The sequence below is a fragment of the Sphingobacterium sp. UBA7249 genome, from assembly GCF_002472835.1.
Taxonomy (GTDB): Bacteria; Bacteroidota; Bacteroidia; order Sphingobacteriales; family Sphingobacteriaceae; genus Sphingobacterium; species Sphingobacterium prati.
Genome location: NZ_DKST01000025.1, coordinates 99,054 through 122,780 on the forward strand (window position 1 = coordinate 99,054; position 23,727 = coordinate 122,780).

At 42.4% G+C, this 23,727-nt stretch carries 15 protein-coding genes; 11 read left to right on the plus strand and 4 right to left on the minus strand.

Annotated features, from left to right (window positions below):
- Positions 1-3: 3 nt before the first annotated feature.
- The 5 genes from B4A24_RS17065 (at position 4) to B4A24_RS17085 (ending at position 7,298) form a co-directional block, all read left to right on the plus strand.
- Positions 4-675 (plus strand): hypothetical protein, encoded by a 672-nt coding sequence (locus tag B4A24_RS17065; protein WP_293946270.1) that lies wholly within the window; start codon positions 4-6, stop codon positions 673-675.
- 68 nt (positions 676-743) lie between these two features.
- On the plus strand, positions 744-1,061 hold the full coding sequence (locus B4A24_RS17070; protein ID WP_293946271.1) for a hypothetical protein: 318 nt from the start codon (positions 744-746) through the stop codon (positions 1,059-1,061).
- 138 nt (positions 1,062-1,199) lie between these two features.
- Positions 1,200-4,451, plus strand: coding sequence for a SusC/RagA family TonB-linked outer membrane protein (locus tag B4A24_RS17075; protein WP_293946272.1), 3,252 nt, complete (start codon positions 1,200-1,202; stop codon positions 4,449-4,451).
- A 73-nt stretch (positions 4,452-4,524) separates the two neighbouring features.
- The gene (locus tag B4A24_RS17080) at positions 4,525-6,045 is read left to right on the plus strand and encodes a RagB/SusD family nutrient uptake outer membrane protein (protein WP_293946273.1); all 1,521 of its coding nucleotides are present in this window, start codon (positions 4,525-4,527) and stop codon (positions 6,043-6,045) included.
- 11 nt (positions 6,046-6,056) lie between these two features.
- Positions 6,057-7,298, plus strand: a complete 1,242-nt coding sequence (locus B4A24_RS17085; protein ID WP_293946274.1) for a YdcF family protein — start codon at positions 6,057-6,059, stop codon at positions 7,296-7,298.
- Positions 7,299-7,427: 129 nt separating this feature from the next.
- On the opposite strand, the gene B4A24_RS17090 is transcribed toward B4A24_RS17085, so the two are convergent.
- The 4 genes from B4A24_RS17090 to B4A24_RS17105 form a co-directional block, all read right to left on the minus strand.
- Positions 7,428-8,513 (minus strand): Gfo/Idh/MocA family protein, encoded by a 1,086-nt coding sequence (locus tag B4A24_RS17090; protein ID WP_293946275.1) that lies wholly within the window; start codon positions 8,511-8,513, stop codon positions 7,428-7,430.
- A gap of 42 nt (positions 8,514-8,555) precedes the next feature.
- Positions 8,556-9,176, minus strand: a complete 621-nt coding sequence (locus tag B4A24_RS17095) for a hypothetical protein (protein WP_293946276.1) — start codon at positions 9,174-9,176, stop codon at positions 8,556-8,558.
- A 137-nt stretch (positions 9,177-9,313) separates the two neighbouring features.
- Positions 9,314-11,230: a heparinase II/III domain-containing protein gene (locus B4A24_RS17100; protein ID WP_293946277.1), complete on the minus strand. Its 1,917-nt coding sequence runs from the start codon at positions 11,228-11,230 to the stop codon at positions 9,314-9,316.
- A 227-nt stretch (positions 11,231-11,457) separates the two neighbouring features.
- Positions 11,458-13,848 carry a TonB-dependent receptor gene (locus tag B4A24_RS17105; RefSeq protein WP_293946278.1) on the minus strand — a complete coding sequence of 797 codons (2,391 nt, stop codon included), beginning with the start codon at positions 13,846-13,848 and terminating at the stop codon, positions 11,458-11,460.
- Between the two features lie 436 nt (positions 13,849-14,284).
- On the opposite strand from B4A24_RS17105, the gene B4A24_RS17110 reads away from it, so the two are divergent.
- The 6 genes from B4A24_RS17110 to B4A24_RS17135 all read left to right on the plus strand — a co-directional run bounded on the left by B4A24_RS17110 (position 14,285) and on the right by B4A24_RS17135 (position 23,477).
- Entirely contained in the window at positions 14,285-14,905 is a 621-nt protein-coding gene (locus tag B4A24_RS17110) for an RNA polymerase sigma factor (protein WP_293946279.1), read from the plus strand.
- Between the two features lie 63 nt (positions 14,906-14,968).
- On the plus strand, positions 14,969-15,949 hold the full coding sequence (locus tag B4A24_RS17115) for a FecR family protein (RefSeq protein ID WP_293946280.1): 981 nt from the start codon (positions 14,969-14,971) through the stop codon (positions 15,947-15,949).
- 116 nt (positions 15,950-16,065) lie between these two features.
- Entirely contained in the window at positions 16,066-19,719 is a 3,654-nt protein-coding gene (locus B4A24_RS17120; RefSeq protein ID WP_293946281.1) for a SusC/RagA family TonB-linked outer membrane protein, read from the plus strand.
- Between the two features lie 14 nt (positions 19,720-19,733).
- Positions 19,734-21,386 carry a SusD/RagB family nutrient-binding outer membrane lipoprotein gene (locus tag B4A24_RS17125; protein WP_293946282.1) on the plus strand — a complete coding sequence of 551 codons (1,653 nt, stop codon included), beginning with the start codon at positions 19,734-19,736 and terminating at the stop codon, positions 21,384-21,386.
- A 29-nt stretch (positions 21,387-21,415) separates the two neighbouring features.
- A complete protein-coding gene (locus B4A24_RS17130; RefSeq protein ID WP_293946283.1) occupies positions 21,416-22,609 on the plus strand; it encodes a purple acid phosphatase family protein in 1,194 nt (397 codons plus the stop codon).
- A gap of 19 nt (positions 22,610-22,628) precedes the next feature.
- Complete coding sequence (locus B4A24_RS17135; RefSeq protein ID WP_293946284.1) at positions 22,629-23,477, plus strand: glycerophosphodiester phosphodiesterase family protein; 849 nt, start codon at positions 22,629-22,631, stop codon at positions 23,475-23,477.
- Positions 23,478-23,727: the final 250 nt, after the last annotated feature.

Sequence of the window (23,727 nt, forward strand, 5' to 3'; positions counted from 1 at the left end):
TTTATGAATACCGAATCTACAATAAAAACTTCCTACGCTGGAATGATGTATTCACATGATTTCCAACTTTGGTATACCTATCTCAAGCGGCGGATAGAAAAAGAGTGGCGGCCCGAAGAGCTTTCATTCTTATTGGGCAAGCCCGATCATGCCTATCTCGATTTTGAGAAAATGTTTCAGGTCCGAAATTTTTTAGCACAACAATCGCCTCTTCTCGATCGGATATATACAAGTTCATGGATCGAAACGATGGAATTCCATCGAGAAGAATATGAAGTTTCTCAAGAGCGCCTGGTACGTCTTAAAATCGAAGAGGATGTGGTGAAATGGAGTTATTCCATTGAGGTGCCTTGGACCTTTTCAACGGGTAAAAAAAAGCCTCCTGCGCCAGGTTTGAGATTTGAGGAATGGAAAGCCGAGAAAGATCTTCAACTTGAATCGGATGCTATGCTTCATGTCCGGCAAAAACTGGAAGCATTACTGGAAAATAAATACTTTGAAAATGGTGCCACAGCGTTGCAAATGTTTCGTCAGGTCGAACGCACCGGTCTTGTTCATTTACAGATTTTACCTCGACATCTCAAAAATGTCCTGTATAGCTTTATTCAACAAAATAAACTCGTTGTCAGAAATATCGAAAATAGCTATTCTTTTTTCTTGCCGGATTTTCAGTAAGCTAGCCACAAACAGTATTTATTAAATGGCTGGCGCTGAGTAGAAAAACAATCATTATATTTATCCCAATGAATACAATGATTCCTGGCAATAGAACATTAATGGTACCAACTATTTTGAAAGGAGTGGCTGGTACCATTTGTATTTTTGCTGTTTTGACTGTCATTTCTTATCAGAATGACCAACCTGTGGATGGCAAGTTAACAATAGGATTTCCATGGGAGTTCTATTCAAGCGGGACAGGCTACAATGTCGAAAGCGATGAATATGCTAGCTTCGAAAATTTTGAACCACTCAAACTGATCGGTAATATCCTTTTTGCAGTAGTTATGTATATGCTGTTGCGGTTGTTACTTCGCGCGCTCTTTGCGAAGAAGAGGAGCTAAGTGCTTTTCCTAGTGTTATCCTTTTGTTAAGGATTAGTTGTGTGCTAACTCGGTTTAGTTAAAAACTATTAACCTTTTATTGATACTGCCTTCATATTGCATTTGTAACCTTGTACCCGTAAATCAAATGCACTACTTATGAAAATTAAAACCAACAATGTCTTTTGGTTGTTATGTGCCATTGCAGCAAGCTCATCCGCTGTTCAAGCCAGACCTCTCACACTCACCAATTCGCAATTCCTACTAGTACAAAATCCTGTTAGAGGCCGTGTGGTCGATGCACAGGGCCATGCAGTTTCGGGGGCAACGATCCAAAATCTGAAAAGTAAAAAGTCGGTTCAATCCGATGAAGCAGGAAATTTTCAAATCGATGCGGAAATCGGTGATCAACTTAGTATTTCTTATGTTGGATTTAGCAATCTCGTCCAACCTATTGCGAAATCAAACGGACAGGTCTTCGCGCTACAGGACAATGAAAACACGCTTGAAGAAGTGACGATTTCGATCGGTTATCAGAAAATACGGAAATCCGATGTTACCGGTGCAATTGCCAGCGTCAAAGCGGAAGAACTAAACCTCAGTGCGCCAAAACTATCACAGGCTTTAGTTGGAAAAGTGGCTGGCGTACAGGTAATGCAAACCAGTGGTGCTCCTTATGATGGAACAAAAATCCGTGTGCGTGGTATGGGATCTATCAACGCTGGTTCGGATCCACTCTATGTTATCGATGGATACCCCGCTGGAAATAATTTAAATATTAATCCCAATGATATTGAATCTATAGATATCCTCAAGGATGCGGCATCCGCTGCCATCTATGGATCCCGTGCGGCAGGCGGTGTGGTATTGATCACGACAAAGCGCGGTAAAGAGGGGAAAAACAATGTCGATTATGAAGTGCTGGGTGGTTTTGGTCAGCTCTCTAAGAAAATTGATGTTTTGAATGCCGAACAGTTTATCGACCTTTTGATTGATGGTCGTAACAACTCTTATAAAGACCTATTGGCTGCCAAAGGAATTACTTGGAATGACAGCCGCCGTTATGATGATAATAAAACCCGTATCGCCAATGTCGGAAATGCTGGTTCGGTCAGTATTCCTGAAGAATATTATGATTTTGCAACAGGTACCGCTAAAAAATCCAAATACGATACCGATTGGCAGGATGCCCTTTACCGTAATGCACCTTTCCAACGGCATAATCTCTCCACTTATGGTGGCAATGAAAAAAATCGCTACTTTCTAAGTGGCTCGTATCAAAACCAACAAGGTATCATGTTGGGTACAGATCAAAAAGTATTTAACTTCCGAGCTAATATTGACAGTAAGGTTAGTAAAAGACTCACTGTCGGAGCCAATGTTTCCTTTACTTACAACGACAACAACGAAGTGACCACTGGTCGGTATGACCGCAGCCCTTCGATGGCAGCGCTAATCTATCTTCCTACATTGCCCGTATATAACGAGGATGGTTCTTATGCCCAATACTTAATGGCCGGGCTTTCTGCAAATAATTATGGTATCCAGAATCCCGAAAATCCATTGGCTTATGTGACTCAGGTCAAAAATAACCGTCGTGGTAAAAAAGGATTGTATAATGCCTTCGCGGACTTTTCGATTATCGATGGATTAAATCTCAAAGTGAATGGTGGATTATCTACCTATGATGAAAAATACGATTATTTCCGCCCAACAAGTATTTCTGACGGAAATAATAAACCTTATTCTCCGCAAGCAATCACAGCTGCCTATGCGGATGCCAAAACCAAAAATGAGGTAGATAAGCTCCTTGAAACGACATTAAATTATAACAAGACTTTTGGTGAGAAACATCAGATTTCTGCATTGTTAGGTTATTCTGCACAACGAACGGATTTCGATTATCAAGGTGTAAGAGCCAATGGATTTAATAGCAATGCTATTGGTGAAATCACCGATAAAGGTGCTGACCCCTCCAATTTTCAACTATTAAAGGACGATACTTTCAAACGTATTACAACACTTCAATCGTATTTCAGCAGGGTAAACTATAGCTTTGATTCGAAATATTTCCTTTCAGCCTCCATCCGGACGGATGGTTCTTCGCGCTTCGGCCCAAATAATAAATGGGGAACTTTCCCTTCCATTTCTGGAGGCTGGACAATTTCCAAAGAGGACTTTTATACGGATTGGTTAGGACAGCAGTCTACGCTGAAATTGAGAGCAAGCTGGGGACGTAGCGGTAACAATAATATCCGAGAATATCGCTCTGTATCTGTGTTTAATTCCCCTGCAGGTGTGATCTTAGGTGATAAAGTGAGTACGGCATATACTGCCGGTGATCTATATGATCCTAATTTGAGCTGGGAAACGACTTCTCAATATAATGCAGGGTTGGATCTTGGACTCCTGAAAGGGCGTTTGAATGTAATGGCTAATTTTTATTTGAGCCGTTCGTTTAATTTATTGTTCGACCAACCTATTTCTGCGGTATCCGGATCAACGACAATTTTGACCAATTTGCCGAATTCCAAAGTACAAAACAAAGGCTTTGACTTACAGGTGGACGCGACATTGATCCGTAAAAGTGAATTTGAATTGGGCATCAGTGGAAATATTAACGTCAACCGCAATAAAGTTTTGGATTTGGGTGGATCGTCAACGATCTTGACCAACGGTGCCGAACGCTCCTACTTGACCCATATCACACAGGAAGGAAGCCCAATCGGTATGTTCTATGGCTTTAAAGTTCTTGGCGTGGCAACAGAGGACAATTACAAATCAGTAGCGCCATCAGCAGCTTCATCTACGCCGCTGCAACCCGGTGACCTTTATTTTGAGGACGTCGATGGAAACGGTATTGTTAATGATGCAGACAAACGGGTGATCGGTAATCCGCATCCAAACTTCACCTATGGCTTTGCATTAAATGCACGCTTTAAATCTTTTGACCTACGTACTTCATTTAACGGTTCCCAAGGAAATAAGGTATTGGACGGCTATGATTATTACCTCTATAACATGGAGGGTTCGGGCAATCAGTATGCCGATGTTGCTCAACGTTACCGCTCGGCACAAAATCCGGGTAATGGCAAGGTCTATCGTGCTTCCCGTGGTGGCACACAGAGTAACAGTACGCGTCTGTCGGATTTCTATCTTCAGGATGGTTCGTTTTTACGCATGACCAATATTTCCCTAGGGTATAATATGCCAAAGACCATCGCAGAAAAATTGAGCCTGTCAGGCATACGCGTGTATGCTACTGTCGATAATCCATTTACTATTTCCAAATACAAAGGTTATAATCCGGAACCGGATTACAACCAACGGGGTAATTTGACGCCGGGTGTAGATTATGGACTTTATCCATTGGTCAGATCCTATAATCTTGGTGTAAAAGTAACTTTCTAATATATACTCATGGCGCAGTTATGATTTTTCAATCACGGAAGATCGCATAGCTGCATTACTAAAAAATACTTCAATGAAAAAAAGATATTTATTCCCACTTGTGTTGTTTTCGCTGTTATCATGTAGCAAGGACTTTTTAAATCAAAAAGATCCGAATGCGATTCAGATTCAAGACTATTTTAAGTCGGAGAATGACGTGCTTTTAGCTGTCAATGGCTTATATCAAACCCTGCGCTCGGGCAGCACAATCGGCGAGGGGAGTACACTATACAACGAAGAACGTTCTGATAATACAGGGCGTAATGATAATCAATCCAATGCCGGTGAACCATTCCAGTTCAATGACTTTTCGTTGTTACCAAGTAACACCTACCTGAAAACACATTGGGCCGCGATGTATGCAGGGATTAGCCGTTGTAATGTAATCCTCACGCATATCGATGAAGTCACTTTCTCAAGTGAAGCGTTGAAGCAGCGCTATATGGCAGAAACAAAATTTGTGCGGGCCTTATTGTATTTCCATATGGTGCGTAAATTTGGCGATATTCCACTGTCAACGGTGCAGGTGACCAGTAAGGAACAGGCGAATGAGCTCGCATTTCGTCAAAAAGAAGCAGTCGTCTATGAACAAATTATAAAAGATCTTACCGAAGCTTTGTCAAGTAATCTGCCTAACACACAAAAGGAATATGTGGTCGGCAGAACATCTAAGGCTGCCATAAATGCAATTCTAGGACAAGTATACTTAACATTAGGCGCAACACAAACGGTTGGAAGCGCTGAAAACTTCGCAAAAGCAGAGCAATACCTTAGCGCATCCTATGGCATGCGGACTTTCGGTAAGTTGAGTGAGATCCCTTACACAGAAGTATTTGATCTAACAAAAAAAAATACCTGTAAAGAGCTTGTTTTTCAAATTCAATATAAACAAGGCGACCAAAATTTCAGTTCGAGTATCGCACGTAATTACCAAGCTAAGGGGGATACCATAAACTCAAAATATCCGTCTACTGGTGTTGGGGAAGTAGTCAAGTTAGATTTGATCAAAGATTATGAGCCGCAGGATTTAAGAAAAGATTTTTCAGTCAAATTTGCAAATGATCCTCAGGTCAACGATTGGTTTGTAACCAAATTCAGAGATATTAGTGATGCTGCAGGAACCAACGGATGGGGTGGTAATGACTGGATCTTGATCCGTTATGCCGATGTGATGTTATTATTGGCTGAAACAAAATACCATCTGGGTAAAGAAACTGAGGCTATTGCGCTATTGGATCAGGTACGCGAACGTGCTGGACTGCCTTCATACGCGACATCAATCCTAAACAATGAGTATCGTACAAAGTATCCGACATTAAAGGAGGCGATCCTGCACGAGCGCCGTGTGGAACTGGCTTTCGAAAATCAACGTTGGTTTGATTTAATCCGGAACTATAATCCGCAGGAATTGGTGACGTACTTTAAAACTAAAAACCAGGCGGATTATGGGAACGCTAAAATCTCCAATTTATCCACAAAGGATCGGTACTATCCAATTCCTTTCGATGAATATAAATTGGATCCAGAGCGTATGTATCAAAATCCTGGTTATTAATAGAATCGGAGATGACAGGTATCATTAAAAAGATCATTTTGTTGACTTTGGGAATATGCGGAATGTATATTTCCAAAGGCCAGCTCCAAGATCCCGCTGGACCTCAGGACTGGGTAATCCGTAAAAATTATTATGCAACCTATCTGTTGCTAAAGGATTCCGCCTTAACACAGCAGCTTTGTGCGTCTCCAGCTGTTTCAGCATTGTTGAACCAGCGGGTTGACCGTTTTAAGCAAAGTGATCATTGCAAAGATCTCAGCTGTTTTCTGGAAGCTTTTAAATGGAAAGATTCCGAGATCGAACTCTTGGCTGAACAAATTTCCAGTCAGACCAAGGCCAACAGGAAATTGGCTGGACTGGTTGAATCAGCTTTGATGCCATCAAAGGCTTACGGTATACCCAGGGATGAGACTGCAAAAGTGTATCTTAAGAAAGCGCTGTTACAGGACTTTGGTGCCATGAACTATGTTGTTGATGTCTATGGCGGTGGCAAGAAGCCCAACTATCCTAAGATTGATTCAATTTCTTTTGATGTGAATCGTAAGGCTTACCTTCAGCTTTTGGATGATATACGTCAGGATGTGCTAAAAGATATTCCGACAGGTAAGGAGGCGCTTTTTATGACAATGATGACAGCAGTAAGGCTGCTTGAAGTCAATGAACGTTGGGATGCCGCGCAATTAGAGCCACTGATAACACTGGAAAATAAAAAGGCGTTTGAACAAGTGAAAAAAACGGATTTTTCAGCCTACCCTTACAGCCTGTTGCTGACTCTGGGTGCAGGGCCAGAAATCTATGGACAGCCGATCAGTCCGGGCGGAATGTTACGTGCACGCATGGCAGCCCGTAGTTATTTTGAAAAATTGGCCCCTTTTGTTGTCCTTTCCGGCGGAAGGGTACATCCGTATAAAACAGCTTATATCGAAGCGATCGAGATGAAAAAATATCTAATGAATGTAATGGGAGTGCCGGAACAAGCGATCTTGATCGATCCGCATGCCCGCCATACGACAACAAATCTGCGCAATACTGCCCGTATACTACTGAACTATGGATTTCCTAAAGATAAATTTGCCATTGTCAACAGCAGTAAGGTACATATCGATGCGGTAGAAAAAATGGCCGACCGTTGTATACGTGAATTGGGATATGTTCCCTACAGTCTTGGAAAACGAATTTCGGATGTTGTCATCGAATTTCGTGCGAGGGAAGAAGCATTTATAATCGATCCTGATGAACCTTTGGATCCGTAGTAAATAATTCTTAGGACATTGATGGGATACGATACAATGAGTCTCCATATGAAATTGTCAAATCTTGTTGGTATATAAGTAAAAAAGGTATGTGAATGATGATATTCACATACCTTTTTGCGTGAAAGATCAATTTAATGTTACCGTCTTTCCCTCTTTTGCGGAACGCTTTGCAGCTTCCAAAATCTCAACCACCGTTACATTGTTACTAATGGAGCCTAGATCTGCTTCAGACTGTTGATTTCTGCTTAAGACGTGCTCCAAATACTGGATGTGATTTTCAAAATAAGGTTGATCCGTTGGGATGACAGTTGGCTTCTCATTATGCTGTGTATATTTCACCAGTCTTTTATCATTTTGTGCATAGAGTTGGGCCTTTGTCCCAAATACCTGAAGATCTTTTACACTATAAGGCCAAGCCCAAGATGCCTGTATAATACCAGTACTGCCATCGCGGTACGTTAAGATAATCGTCGCATCATCCTCGACTTTGGGATAGATCTCGGGTTTCAGTTGATGTGTTATAGCACTGACAGAAATAGGACGCTCGCCATTCTTGATCCAGGTCATTAGATTGGCGCCATAACAACCAAAATCCATTAAAGCACCGCCGCCATTTTTTTGTGGGTCCGTCAGCCAATCAAGAAAATAACTGCTGCATCCGATCTCTTTTGGTCCTTCGTGCCCATCCTTTACAATCATTCGTGTAACAGTTCCCACGGCATTTTGCTCCAATAATTGCTTGAGTTGCTGGTTACTCTTATACCAGGTCGTTTCATAATTGACCAAAAAAGGTGTTTTGTTTTCCCTAGAGAGTGTGGCAATATGTTTAGCATCAGCCAATGTGGTTGCCATTGGCTTCTCCACCATGACCGGTATTTTGAGTGGCAGACAGATTTCTGCTACCTGAATATGTTCATTGGTGGGATTGTAGGCAAGCACTACTTCGGGCTTTACTTTTTTTAATAATGCACCGAGATCCGGATAAAAAACAGACTTCGGTAGATTGTATTGCGCTTGAATCTTATCAACCAGGATGCTGTTGGCTTCTGCTATTCCGATAATCTCTACCTTCTTCTCTTTGTATAAGTTCAGCAAGAGGTAAACATGGTCGTGATTGAGTCCGGCAACGGCTACTTTAAGTAGGCTATCTCCATAAGCAGCATGCTGGAATAGCATGGTCAAGAGAAAAAATACCTTAATTATATGTTTCATCGTATACTGTTTAGGTACAATAAAGATAGCACTTTGAAATCTTTAAATCGTTTTATGAATCCACTCTATCTTTAGGTGTGATTGTATTATTTCCGCTACGATATCAAAATAGGTCTGTCCTTTTCCGGCTTGTAGATCGCTTAGTTTCTGTTGGAAATAAGATTGATTGAATGGCGAGTTGGCAGCGAGTTTCTCCTGATAGTAAGCGAGGGTTGTGGTCATACCCAATGCCGCTCTACTGTCATCGATGTCTTTCCAAATGATGCTGTGCTTTTTTGCATCCTGAAGCTTTCCAAATCCACCATACAGTAGGTCATCAAATCCATCCAGACTTCCAATTTTCCAATTCTCATCGGCCATATAGACCCGATTGATTTCGGCATAAAAGCTTGGGATATCCGCGATATGTTTTCCCTCGATGACGACAAAGCCCAGCTCGGGATGAAGGGAAATGAGTTTCGTGAAATCCTCCCAAAGTTCTGTCATTGGGATTGGTGCTGGCGCCTTAGACCATTTATCTGCAAAACTAAAAAGCTGTGACATTGGGATGTCCCGAGAATATTGAACGAGTATTTCTAAACACGCACCTAAAGTCGCCTTAGGTAGATTACCGACCAAAACTTTAGCGATATTTGTGAGTTGGTTTCTCTCCTTTGTTTCCATCTGTTTCGGATTAGATTCACTCCTCTAAAGGACTAAAAAAAAATGACTTAACGAAATCGTATTGTTCTTTTTAACAAAAAATCTAACTGTCTATGTCATCGTGATGCTGTGCGGCAATGATTTTGGATACTTTCACTTTATTTTTTTATATTAAAAGTATACTTCCCTGTCGATTTAATGCTTTTGGCTTTGAGATTGATGCGGTACAGTTGCCCGCCCCAGACCTTGCTCAGCCGAGGATCGTCCTGTGGAATTGTATCGTAGGATGCAAGGAACTGAGTCGCATTGAAATGAAGTGTCCCCATACCGTCACCCAGGTTTATTACTCCATCGGCAATCTTTGGTTCTTTTGAAACCAAAAAATGAATGATATTGGCCTGGCTTGGGTTGTTTATTTTGAATTCATCCGTTATGTTCAGTCCACTATCCTCAAGCGTATAGCTTCTGTTCCAATGTTCAATATTAGCAGTCTTAGGATAGGCATTTCCGATATTGAGCTGAAACTTATTCTGTTCAGGACGGAAGACAACATCTGTAGCTTTGTATTCCTTGCCGAAAGCCTGATCAATACCATTGATAAGGGGCAGATTGTGGTAGGCACCCTGCATGGTCCAGATGCTATAACGTTGGTCGCTAAAAGTTTTCTTGTTATAGGTTCCTACGCCCGCATCAATAAAAAGGGGCTGTTGATCTTCGTATAGAATAAAACTTCCGACATCATTGTGATTGTGGCTTTCGTTATTAAAGCCACCTTTGGCCGCGAAGAAAAAGCCGCCTTTTTTCAAATAGAGAAACTGGGTTTCTGGATACCACTTATAGGCATTTCCCGGAAGGCCTGGTGCTGCCTGCTGGAGTTGTGGAAAACAACGTAGGTCTTCGAAGGCACGGAAAATATCCCGTGAGGGTCTAAAAATTCCATCGTTAGCACTGCGATCTGTTAAGTAACGTGCAAATTGCATCATTTCGGTACTATGTACATCTTGTCCATAGCGATAGATAAGAAAAGGATCACCACCGCCCTTGGCTGAGGCATCTGCAAAATTCACAACCCACTTGTCACCACCGATATATGATTGTGAAATATATTCGCCCATATCACGAATAAGCGGTCTGTCGAAAATGCTAATCTTGTTTTGGGTTGCCATGGCGAGTATCTTAAGATAGTCGTAGAGCTTTCCGGCTGCATGTCCCCAATACGATGGGCCTTCTTCACAGGCGCCATCTTTTTTGATATAGTCTATAAAACGATCGACTGAGGTCATCGTTTTATATATGCCATTTAGCTGAGTATCTGGATTGTCCTCTACAAGCAATAGACAGGTGAGTACATTAAAATTGCACCATGGATTCCAGTTATTGACCACTTGATTTTCTTTGAGTTCAAATCCTTGCCACCACATGTCGTTGCGATCCAGATAAGGCTGTATTATGCGCTTTTGAATATGCTGTTTAAGACGTAAGCTAATTTCGGGATTGACGCTGTTGAAGGTATCCCGAAAGAAATAGTGTATCCAGGACAGCAAGGAGCCGACATCACCCGCCATCAGGTCGACGACATGTGTTCTTTCTTGTGGTAGCGATCTTTTGCTGGATTGAAAAGCCGGTAGGTGTGCGGATAAAGACCAGGTAGACATTTCCGTCAAATGCCAGGTACCGTTGAGAATCTGATCGATATAACGTCCTTTTCCTTCGGCTAATTCAGCCAATAGCAAGTTTGTTAGCGCGGTACAATTTTCATTCATCGGCTTTTCCATTATGCTACGATTGCCCGAACGTTCATATTCCAGGTAATCCGTTGCCTTGACCACCTGCCACTGATAGTGGAGTGCATTATTGCCATTGACGATTAGCTGATCCCTGAACGGTGCTATCAGCTCATTCCAAGCCTTACGGTCTGAATAACTTGGATAAGGAATCCAGGATTTCTGCTGATTTAGGTTACGCTTGAGGTCCTCTTGTTTAAAATTGCTGGTCAATATGTTGAAGCCCTTCGCGGATAACCGTAGAAAAAAAGTATGACTAAGGATGACTAGTAGGATGAAATATGCTCTCATTGTCTTATTTAGGAAGTGGTCACAATTTATTTGAAAATGAATCATTGACTGTCTTGGACAGTTCTCCTTCAATATAAAGTTTCCTGAAATATACCTATTTGTGCAAGAATAAAGAGTGCGATTTATCGCAATCGTTTGCGAACAGTTTGGGACTTATCTGCAAACTATCCCTAAGAAGTTATTCACTCCTTAAGGACAATTTGAAGGACAAGATGCGCTGTCGGGCGCTAGAATTCAATCCGATAATTAATGGTAGGTATAATTCCGGTCCATTTTTGGGGTTCGATAATCCTTTTACTGAAATTATAATGCATACCGACCGTATTTTCTCTGTTGAGGATATTCTGAATATCCAAGATAATGAGATGGCTCACCTTTTTACGGTTGATGCGGTAGCTAGATGAAAAATCAAGTCGGATATAGGGATCAGCGGTTAACGTATTGATCCGGCTCTGATCAATGATTTCTTCATCCAATCGTAGCGATTCTTCTTCTAATACTGGGGAGTATTTTCTCCCCCCAGCGTAGATCAGTTTGGTATTCATACCGAATAGGTTATTTTTATTTTGTCCTATTGCCCATTCTTTTCCCAGCAACAGATTGCCGACATAGCGTGTGTTGAATGTGGTATTGTATTCTTTACCATTGAGCGCTTTGAATTTGGAGTCAAATATAGAGGTGGTTGCCATAAAATAATAACCCTTACTGAGCGATTTCTCAAGCGTTAGCTCAATGCCATAATTTCGACCTGTCCCTTTGTTGACCAGCTGACGATAGGTCGATGTACCAATTGCCGAAATATCCGATACGTTGAGCAGGGAAAAGTTCATGTCTGGGTCGGAAGAAACGGGGACATTGTATAAATGTTGATAATAGACTTCGGTTTTGAATCTCAGCGTGCGGCTTAGATTTTTTTCATAACCTATAACGGCCTGTGCAGATTTGGTAGGGGATAGCGCTGTATTGTCGGATGTATTTTGACCGGTTCCGCTCTTGGCAAAATAGTAGCTGAGCGGTTCTAAACGATTGTAGAGCCCCGTACCAAAGGATATCGTTTGATCTGCTGCAACTTTCCAGTTTAAGCCCAGTCTCGGTTCTGCAGTCCAACTCTTGCTTAAGGCAAAATAGTTGGCATGCACCCCAGTATTTAAGGTCAGACGATCGGATAATTCAGTTTTGAGTTGCGCGAAAGCGTCATAGGTACTGGTATTCCCCTTTTCATTGATCCGTTCTTTTAAGGCGGCAAGTTCAGTATCGTAGGTGAGGGCATAGAGATCATAGCGAAGTAAACTAGCGTTGATACCGGCACGGATCGTGTTTTTACTGTTTGCTCTATAATTCAGGCTACCGGCATAACGGATTGCGGTATTTGTAAATTTATCTTTGTGATATAGGCTAGCCACGTAATCCTGTGTCAGGGTATCTGTTTTATTGGAATTGTGGCTAATTGATGCTGAAATAATGTTATTGAAATACAATCTATCGTTGGCGATATATTGATGTTTTAGCCCGGCACTTCCAGCGTTAAATCCCAGGTTCATGTCCTGCGCATCTGTACGTTCCTCCCATTCCTGGAAATTACGTTTGGCAGTTTCCTTTATTTTTCCGAGACCGCCGATCCCAAAGAGCGAAAATGTTCCGGCCTTCTTGGTCGGAAAAACAAAATTGAAGGAGAGGTCCTGGTATTTTGGGATACCGGTATCCGAGACTTTTACACCTACTTTTTCCAATAGACTCAACGAGGAGTAACGGTAGCTGATTAAATAAGATGCATCACTTCCTTTTTTGAAAGGCCCCTCTAAAGTGGCGCCTACCCCCAACACCCCGACGTTGAATGTATACTCACGTTTATCCGTATTTCCCTTTCTGAATCTGAGGTCAAATACCCCCGATATGGCGTTGTTGTATTCCGCGGCTAGTCCGCCTGTATAGAAATCGGATTTTCCCAAAACCATTGTATTAAGCATACTAATCCCTCCGCCAGCGGCACCTTCAGCACCAAAGTGGTTAGGGTTTACAATCTCGATACCTTCCAATCGCCACTGTAAGCTTTTAGGTGAATTTCCGCGCACGATAATCTCGTTGTCGTCACCACCGGCAACAACTCCGGGAAAACTTTGTGCCATTCTGGCTGGGTCAAAGAAAGCTCCGGCATAACGGTTGGTCTCCTCTGGAGAAAAAGAGCGCCCGCTGACCATCGCCATTTGATTTAAAGGCTGCTTTCCGGTGTTGGCATAAACCACAGCTTCGCTTAAGGTGTTTGCCTGTGGTTCCATTTCAATATTAAGGATATTCTCACGGCCAGAGGTGATGAGAAGTTCTGATAGTTCTTCCTGTCGATAGCCTGCCATACGTACCCGTAATACTTGACGTCCAACAGGAACGTCCAGGAGCCTAAATAAGCCTTGGTGATTTGTACTAACAGATTTTATATTGCCGCTAGCGGATAATATAATCGTGGCGCCAATAAGTGGCAGTCTCGTATTTTTGTCCAGAATGGTGCCTTTGACAGTCTCTGTCACCATCTGCCGGTCTGTTTTCGTCGAATCTTGTACTTGGGCAAGCGATTGTGTGGCCTGGGTCGCCAATGCAATTATTAAGATTGATGTTAGTTTCATATTGATTAAGCTTTATTTTTATGACAGCTAACTTTCGCTTTACCCTTAGCGAGCAGCATAAATTTTTTTTAATAGATTCTTTTTTGTTTTTTTAATAGGATGCTGTAAAAATGTTATTAACAAAAACAATTCTGATATACAGTAGATTAACAGTGTTATTAACATTTTTTTTGTACAAAGCGATTGCATGATACGCTGAAAAAATCGGACGTTGAATTGATTATTTCTTATAGGTAAACACAGAAAATTACCCGCCCGATGCTGGGCAGGTTTTCAACAAAATGTCTTTTAATACTTAGGTACTTAACATGGTTATTAACAAAAATAAAGGCTTATTGTATAATATCGATCCCATCTCATTTAAATGGGAAGATTGTGTTTGAAATCTTCTGGAAAACTTAACATTCGCGTAATCTTGTGCCACTATCTTTGTAGGGTGAAAACGACCAAAGCCAATGTAGATAACCACTATTTATCACTTTTTAAAGCGGGTAATCCCAAAGCTTTTACCTATTTTTTTGAATTGTATTGGGAGGAGTTATACACAATGGCCTACCGCCATTTTCAAGACGAAGTTCCTGCAAAAGATCTGGTGCAGGAAGTTTTTATACACATTTGGGAAAAGCGCGATCTCATTAATACTGAATATAGCTCCTTAAAATCCTACCTCTATAAATCAGTTAAAAACAAAGTGCTTAATTATTATGCAGCTGAACGGGTCCGAAAACAGGTATTAGACCAAGCAACCGAACGGATGGAGCGATTTGCTAATTTAGATGACCATAGCTTGGCGAAATACAAAGCTTTAGAGCTGATCGTGGATGATTCTATCGAACGGTTGCCCAAGCTAATGCGATCAGTTTATTTGATGCGTTATGAGAACTATTCAATCGCGCAAATCGCCAAGGAACTGAACCTGGCCGAACAGACCGTCAAGAATTATTTATCGGATGCGAAAAGGATACTGCGTCAAGAATTGAGGCAACGATTTGCTGACCATGATTCTATTTTTCTGCTCTTTATTGGTAATTATCTACTTCATTATTATTTAATATAAAAAACATGTTGCGTTAAAGTACTTTGAGGGTATTCACCTGTATTAGAATAAAAAATAATACAAGTGAAGATCGAGAAATTTAAAAGTATAATACGAGATTACCTCCATGGGAAATTGACCGACAGGGATCGTGAACGGGTAGATGCATGGTATCAATCTATTGCAGACGATGCCATTGATCCATTTCATGATTCGGCCCATCGTCATGCCGTAAAGGATGAGTTGCGTAAACGCCTTGCTCCATTTGTACAGACCGAAAGAAAAAAGGCGTTTCAGCTCCCACGGATTCGCTGGCTATCCGCTGCTGCTGCGATACTCTTGCTAGGTATCGCTTCACTTCTATTTTTTCAGGACCATCAATCAGCGCTTAATTCTGGGGCAACAGTATCCGAAATGCAGCTTACGCAAACAGTGACGAAAGCTGGTGAGTTGCGGGAGATTTTTCTTCCCGATGGCACTTCTGTTTTTCTCAATGGAAACGCACAGATTCGCTATGATAAGATAAACTACGAGAAAAGTAGAACCATTTTTTTAGATCGCGGCGAAGCCTTCTTCAGTGTCAAACGTGATACCTTGCATCCTTTTACAATAGCCACAGGGGCTGTTAGGGTTGCCGTATTGGGAACATCCTTCAATGTTAATCATTCGCAGGCTTCGGGACAGGTTACGGTGAAAGTTAAAACCGGACGTGTAAAGGTGTCAGCCGAAGAAAATGGGGAGCAGCATATCCTAACTTCTGGCCAAGCGGTACGGTACAGTCTTGCTGAAAAACACTTTGAGATCTTTGATCAGAATCCGACCACCGTAAACCTATGGACACAGGGAGGAATGCTATTGAGTAATGTGCGATTCAAGGAGCTTAAAGAAATTGTCTATAACCGTTATGGCGTTGTATTGGTTGCCGAAAACCTCGATACAGATAAATTTAGCTACTCACTGATGATTCCACAGGTTCGGTCTTTGGGCCAGGTCTTGAGTATGATCTGCACCATTCATCAATTAAAATTTAGGAGGGAAAAAAATGAAATAATCTTACACAAATAAGCTGCCTTTCAGCGCGCAGCAGAAAATTTACCAAAGAAAAAGTGCTCAACCGGTAAACCGCTAAATCGACCAGAGAGCACCTTTATAAGTCATGTTAAAAACATTCATACAAATATATGTATAAAATAATAAAGCTCATCAGCCTGGCAACGAAGCTTGCACTCTGTTCGGTGTTTTCGATGTCGGGAACAAACAGTAATGCTAGGTCGATGGATAGCATACATCTGATCCAAGGAGACTATATCAATATTCATCTCCATAGTGGTAATGTGGCACAGGCCGTGCTCCAACTGTCGCAGCAAACTGGTCAAGCCATTGGCTATGATCGGAATATTCTCCAGTTGGACCGCATCGTAATAACCGAGAAGGTATTCCGTAATGCACGCTTCGAGGAGGTGTTAAATTATATTTTAAAAGGTACAGACATACAGTCCAAGAAAGTCTCTGGAGGGATTGTCCTTGTTAGAAATGCAGGTAAACAAACATCATATCCGCTGAAACTACAGATTCTGAATGTAGACCATCAACCAATAGCTGGTGCTTCAGTGCAAGTACTCCAGATGGAGCAGAGTAACTTGACTAATGCAAAGGGGGAAGTAACGATTAAACTGCCTGCCGGTGAATATCAGCTCATGATAACACATGTTGGATATGAGAAAAGAGAGCTCCACCAGGTAAAGCTGGACGGAAACAATACGGCCGTACGACAGGTGGTCTTAAAAGGAAACAATAATGCGCTGGATGAGGTCGTGGTGACGGCACTTGGGATCAAACGTCAGGACCGTTCCCTAGGCTATGCTGTCGGCAAGATCAAGGGCGAGGATCTCAACCGTGTTAACAATGATAATTTCTTAGTGGGTATGGCTGGTAAGGTTCCGGGAGTCTCGATCAGTTCGACAGGGCCAACAGGCTCGACGGTCAATATGGTCATTCGCGGTGCGTCTTCCTTAAGCACCGACAATCAACCTCTTTTTGTGGTGGATGGGGTACCATTAATGAATAGTTTGAACAACATTGGGCAGATCGGGGATGACAATAAAGTCGATTATGGTAATGCAATTGCCAATATCAATCCCGAAGATATCGAGAATATCTCCATATTAAAGGGACCAAGCGCCGCTGCGCTTTATGGTTCCAGAGCTGGAAATGGTGTCGTGTTGATAACGACCAAGACCGGAAAGAATGCAGAAAAAATGACCATTGCAGTCAATAGCAACACCGTATTTGATATCCCCTATAAATTTATCGACCTGCACAATAAATTCGCAAGTGGCACCATGCCCTGGAGACCTGGAGACCAGCCCGGAAATTTAATCATCGAAGAGGAATCGAGTGCGATGGTTGGGCCTGCTTTGGATAAAGGATATAAAGCTGTTCAATGGAATAGCCCACTTGATGCAGAGGGTAAACCGATCCCAACGGAATTGAAATCATATCCAAACAACATCAAGAATTTTGTACAAACGGGTATCACAAGCTCCAACGGTATTTCGCTGAGTAACCGCAGCGAAAGATTAGATTATCGTTTCTCGTACTCTAACATGGCAAATAAAGGAATTATTCCCAATTCGGACCTTTTTCGAAATACATTGAATATCAATTCGACTATGCGGCTTCGGAATAGCCTCACTTTGGGCCTTTCATTGGATGCCAGTAGAAATAATTCAAATAACAGACCTGCTGGAAACCGCGGCACGAATCCCATTCAGGCAGCCTATGAAGTCGCGCCGCATATCAATATTCTCGAACTAAAGGATTATTGGCTCCCCGGACAGGAACAAATACAACAGCGTTCGCAGTCAATAGGCAATCATAACAATCCCTATTTTCTGGCCTATGGTGTTACAAATGCTTTTACTCGTGACCGGGTATTTGGCAATCTGCGGTTGGATTGGACGATTAAACGAGATTGGACAGCGATGTTGCGGTATGCCACAGATGTTTATTGGGAAAATAGGGAAACAAAAATCCCATATAGTTACACCAACGAACCCCGAGGTGCCTACGGTATAGTCAATCTGATGAATATGGAACAGAATATTGATTTTCTTACCACTTATACACGGAAAGAGGGCGATTTCAATGCGACAGGTTCACTGGGAGGCAATTTGCGCTACAACCGTGCTAAGTCTGTTCAAAACACATCAAAAAATGGTGCCGGGCTGATCACGCCGGGACTATATACCTTGGCGAACATCAGTCCGCTGAATCTGGACTTTTATAGTTCAATCTCAGAAAGAGCGATAAACAGTATATATGGATTGGTGAATCTAAGTTACAGGGATATGGTTTATCTGGACCTAACGGGGCGTAACGATTGGTCAAGTACACTTCCGATAGACAATCGGTCCTATTTTTATCCTTCGGCGTCTTTAAGTATATTGGCCAATCAGGTGTTGAAGTTGCCCAAAACCTTCAATTTGATGAAATTGAGGGGTGGGATTGCACGCGTCGGAAACGATACCTATCCCTATAACCTGTCCAATGTACTGGTCAATCCAGGAAGTTGGGGGGATGTTCTGCAGCTGACGCGTTCCGGAGCACTTTTGGTGCCGAACCTGAAGCCCGAGATCGCGACCTCGTATGAGATGGGTCTGGATCTCGGCTTGTGGAATAATCGCTTAAAATTTGAAGGAACCTATTACAAGCTGGAGAATAAGAACCAGATTATCCCCACGACACTCCCGAGCTCAAGTGGGTTCAATTCCAAAAATATCAATGCTGGACTATTGAGCAGCCGTGGCATCGAACTAGCCCTTTCGGGAGGACCTATTGCCAAGGAACATTGGTCTTGGGATCTCGGTATCAACTGGCACCGCAACCGTACCCGTATCGATGAGTTATCCGAAGGTGTAGAGTTCTATACCTTCTGGACCGACGGAAGAGGGGGAGCGCGCACCTATGTTGGTGAAGAAATTGGCGATTTATACGATTCAAAACTGGTGACTGTCGAAGATCAGTCCTCACCATATTACGGATTTCCTATACTGAACAAAAATGGTTCTTGGCAGGCTGTCCGAATCAATAATAGCAGGAATAAGATCGGGAACTTTAATCCGGATTTTACCATGGGGCTGCAATCCAGCTTACGGTATAAGAAGTGGACTATGAACATTGCTGCAGATATGCGTTTTGGTGGTAAGTTCATGTCGCAAACTTATCGGTATTTTGAATCTAACCTGACCACACAACGTTTTCTTGATCAGTTGATCAACCCCAACGGAATGACGGGGGAGACGCTTCGGAATTATTTGATAGACAATAATTTGGTGCGTGTACAAGGAAATCGTTATCCGATTGTTGGTGGGCCGGGTGAAGCCTATGGCGGCTATCCTGTTAATGTAGGCGGTGTCACTGGAAATTTTGGCGTATTTAATCCCGGGGTTATTGCCCAATACGATGATAAGGGGAACATCACAGGATATACTGAAAACTTAGGCGCTGAGGGGACTAAGTATATTGCATACTCCGATAATTATCCCTGGGACTTTATGAATGCGGCGACATTCGATGCATCTTTTATTAAGCTTCGAGAGCTTTCTTTCAGCTATGACATATCGGGGAAATGGTTGAGCCGTCTCGGTATCGCACAAGGAAGCCTGGGTATCTATACACGCAACCTGATCTTATGGACCAAAGCAAAAGTGGGGATAGATCCAGAAATGGCTTTCCAACCAGAAACGGGCATTGGATTTAAACAAGGGATTGAGCGCTATAACGTCACCCCTTGGTCAATGCCGATAGGATTTAAAATAAATGCGACATTTTAATATTTGTAACAACGATGAAAAATCAGCTGAAAACATTAACGAAAATGATCATTGCTCTGGGGATGATCCTCAATATTTCTGCTTGTAAAGACTTGACAGAGCTCAATATTAATCCGAATGGAGTGAGTGAAGAGGATGCAAATCCCAATCTGCTATTGCCAACGATCCTGACAGGGACCGCAAAAAAATACAATGAATTAAGTTTCTCCGATCTTGGAGGAGTGATTCAGCATACACAATTCGACGCCTGGTTCAACGCGCACAATGATTATGAATGGACCGGGGGGATTTTGAGCTGGGATAGCTATTATGGCTATCTCCGGGATAACGAATTAATGCGTAACCGTGCCGAGAAATTAGGACTGGATTTTCATCAGGGTGTTGGCCTGGTGATGCGTGCTTACCTGTTTGGATTGATCACGGATTTATGGGGCGATGCACCCTATACAGATGCGTTGAAAGCAGAACTTGGGGATACAAAATATAATTTCCCAAAATACGATAGCCAGGAAGTGATCTACAAAGGGATTATCGAAGAACTAAAACAGGCAAATGAATTGCTGTCACGACCGGATGCATCCTATGAAGTATTGGCAGGTGCTGATGTGTACTTTGGTGGTAAAGCCTCCAAATGGCGCCGTTTTGCCAATTCCTTAGCCCTGCGGTATTATATGCGTATTTCGGAGAAGGCGAATGCTTTTGCCAAGCATGGGGTTGAAAACATAGTGGCCAACCCCGATAAGTTTCCGCTAATCAGCAACCCTGCAGATGAGGTACTGATGGATTTTGCTGGGAATAACGCGGCTGACTCCTGGCCATCCAATACTGTATATGATGCCAGTGGAAGCAATTTCAGGAGGATGAAAATGTGTGCGACACTTGTTGACCGACTTCAGGAATTAAGCGACCCACGGCTGGCTGTGTGGGCAAAGAAGGTAGAGATACCAATCGAAGTAAGCAATACCGTACCTGCTGGTACTGATAAAATCGTCAATGGTGTCCGTATCGTGTCACCGGATGTGGTTAAGGGGATATCTATTGATACAGACAAGGACTATGTCGGTTTACCAGCAAGTGGATCGAAAAATCCATCGGCCTACAATTTGAATCCGACACCGGGACAGACTTCCATTAATCCACATGTTTCTTACCTCAATGAAATTTATCGTTCGGCCAAAGGAAGCTTGCTCAAAGCAAGGTTGTTAACTGCCGCTGAAGTGGAGTTTATCTTGGCAGAGGCGGCTTGGAAGGGTTGGGCTCTGCCGGAGACGGCGCGTGCATATTATGAACGTGGTATTCAAGCCTCGCTGACAAGCTGGGGAAAGGCTGCGGATTACGTAGATTATATCCGCCAAAAGGGCGTAACATTTGAAAATACACAGGTACAGATTATGGAGCAAAAATGGATTGCAAGTTGGTCTACCGGTGCACAAGCCTGGTTTGATTATCGGCGAACCGGTTATCCGAGGTTGAAAGCTGGTCCAGCGGCAATTCGGACACAGCTTCCGGTACGTGTACCCTATATGCAGACAGAGATGAGCGTGAATCAAAAGAATGCTGAAGAGGCATTACGTCGCATAGAGAAAACAGCCTATTCACAGGCCGATAACGAAAATAGTGCCTGGTCTAAACCTTGGCTATTGCAAGGAACGGGCAAACCTTGGTAAAATAATACATAGATTAAAATAGAAATCCAATGAAAATAAACTCTCTTTTTTTTGTAATAGCGTTATGCTGTTCCGTGGCGCAGAGCCGGGCTCAATCAGAAGCTGTAAGCAAACAGCCGGATCGGATTATGTTGACCTGGTCAGATGATCCTAGCAGTACACAGTCGGTCTCTTGGCGGGCAACTGCTGCCGGAGATAAAATAATAGGGCAGATTGCCGAAGAACAAAGCCGTCCCGATTTTGAAACACAGGTACAGACGGTTGTGGGGATACGCCAATATCTGGCGCGCGGCGAACAGCAGGATGCCTACAATCAAGTAAACTTTACAAATCTGAAACCTGGAACCACCTATACCTATCGTGTCGGCGATGGTACATACTGGAGCCCCTGGAATCAATTTCGAACGGCAGGAAAATCGGGAGATTTTTCTTTTATCTACCTGGGCGATGCACAGAATGACTTACGTTCGCGCTGGTCAAGGACGATCCGGCGTGCTTTTCAGCAGGAATCAAACGCGCGATTTATTGTTCACGCGGGTGATCTGATCAATCGTTCGAATACAGATGAAGAATGGGGGGAATGGTATGAGGGGGGAGGTTTTATTCATCAAATGATACCCGCTATCCCTACTCCCGGAAATCATGAATATCGACGAGACTCAACCGGAAGCCTAGTTTTGGATCCGCATTGGAAGGTGCAGTTTAACCTTCCTAAAAATGGGCCTGTTGGTTTGCAGGATGCCGTCTACTACTTAGACTATCAGGATTTAAGGATTGTTTCACTGAATTCCCAATTAATTATGTTGGATTCGTTGGCAGCTAATAAGCAAGAAAAGTGGTTGGAGAGTGTGCTGGCTTCTTCTACGAAAAAATGGAATATCGTCGTGATGCATCATCCTGTATATTCTACGGCAAAAAAACGTGATAATACGATCTTAAGGGAACGATTCAAACCTATTTTGGAGAAATATGGTGTTGATTTAGTTCTGCAAGGCCATGATCACACCTATGCACGTGGCAGTCTTGGAAGAAAACGACCTGTATACCTGCTCTCAGTAGCCGGACCGAAGATGTATGAATCCGATTCTGATCGATGGATGGATGTTGCTACAGCACAAACACAACTATATCAAGTGATAAAACTAACGACAGATAGACTCTATTTTGCCAGTTACAAGCTCAATGGACAATTGTTTGACTCGTTTGAACTGTCAAAAAAATAAAAAAAATATCTGTCTACTGATGAAAAAGATGCTATTTTCTAGAATATTACTGAGTGTAATAATAAGTTCTACCGCAAGTGTATATGGTCAATCGATCGAGTTATTAAAAAAGCTGGATCAAAAAAGTTTGCATATTGTAGCACATCGTGGAGCACACCTGGAGCAGCCAGAAAACTCGATCGCTGCTATTGAAGAAGCCATCAAGCAAGGAGCTTCGGTGGTTGAGCTTGATGTGAGAGCGACCAAAGATGGCGTACTCGTGCTTATGCATGATAAAACCCTAAACCGAACCACGACTGGAGAAGGCGAGGTAGCTCAATACACCTTCGCGCAAATTCAACAGCTGTACTTACGTGAAAAGGCCAACGGCAAAGCTTCAGAGCAGATGATACCGACACTAACAGAAGCTTTACGGATAGCCAAGGGTAAAATAATTGTTGATCTGGACTTTAAGGAAGAACGAAAAGAGTTCATTAAGAAAACCTATAATCTCGTCGAAAAAGAAGAAATGGAAGATCAGGTGTTGTTTTTTCTGTACGATTATAAAGATATGCCTAGGATTTACAAACTCAATCCGCGGGTGACACTCTTTCCACGGGCACGCAGCATGAAGGATTTAAATGCGATTCTACAGATGAAGATAACATCAATCATCCATCTTGATGAGTCGTTTAAGGACATCGAAAAGCTTAATTCCATGCGGCAGCAAGGTGTTTATTTCTGGATGAATAGTCTGGGTGAATATGACGATAAAGCTGCACGGGAAGGAAAAGATGTGTATCGGTCTTTTTTAACGGAATATCCTTTTGTACGGTTAATTCAGACGGATTATCCCAGTCTTTGGCAAGAAGTAATTAAAGGACAATAACGTATTTTTATTTTCTTGGTTGAAAATTAAGTTATTTGTAGTGGTCTTATAAATTTTCAAGACAATCGGATTACGGTTGACAAATAAGTAGTATATTTCCTATAACACTTGAGAAGAAAGACGGCTTGCCGTCTTTCTATTTTGGATAGATACGTTTAATTTTTCCGCATCATAGTCGTATTTTGCAGGTCCGCCATCCGTAAAAGAAATGCTTTCATTGCTTAGTTGACTATGGAAAAGGTTTTGGAAG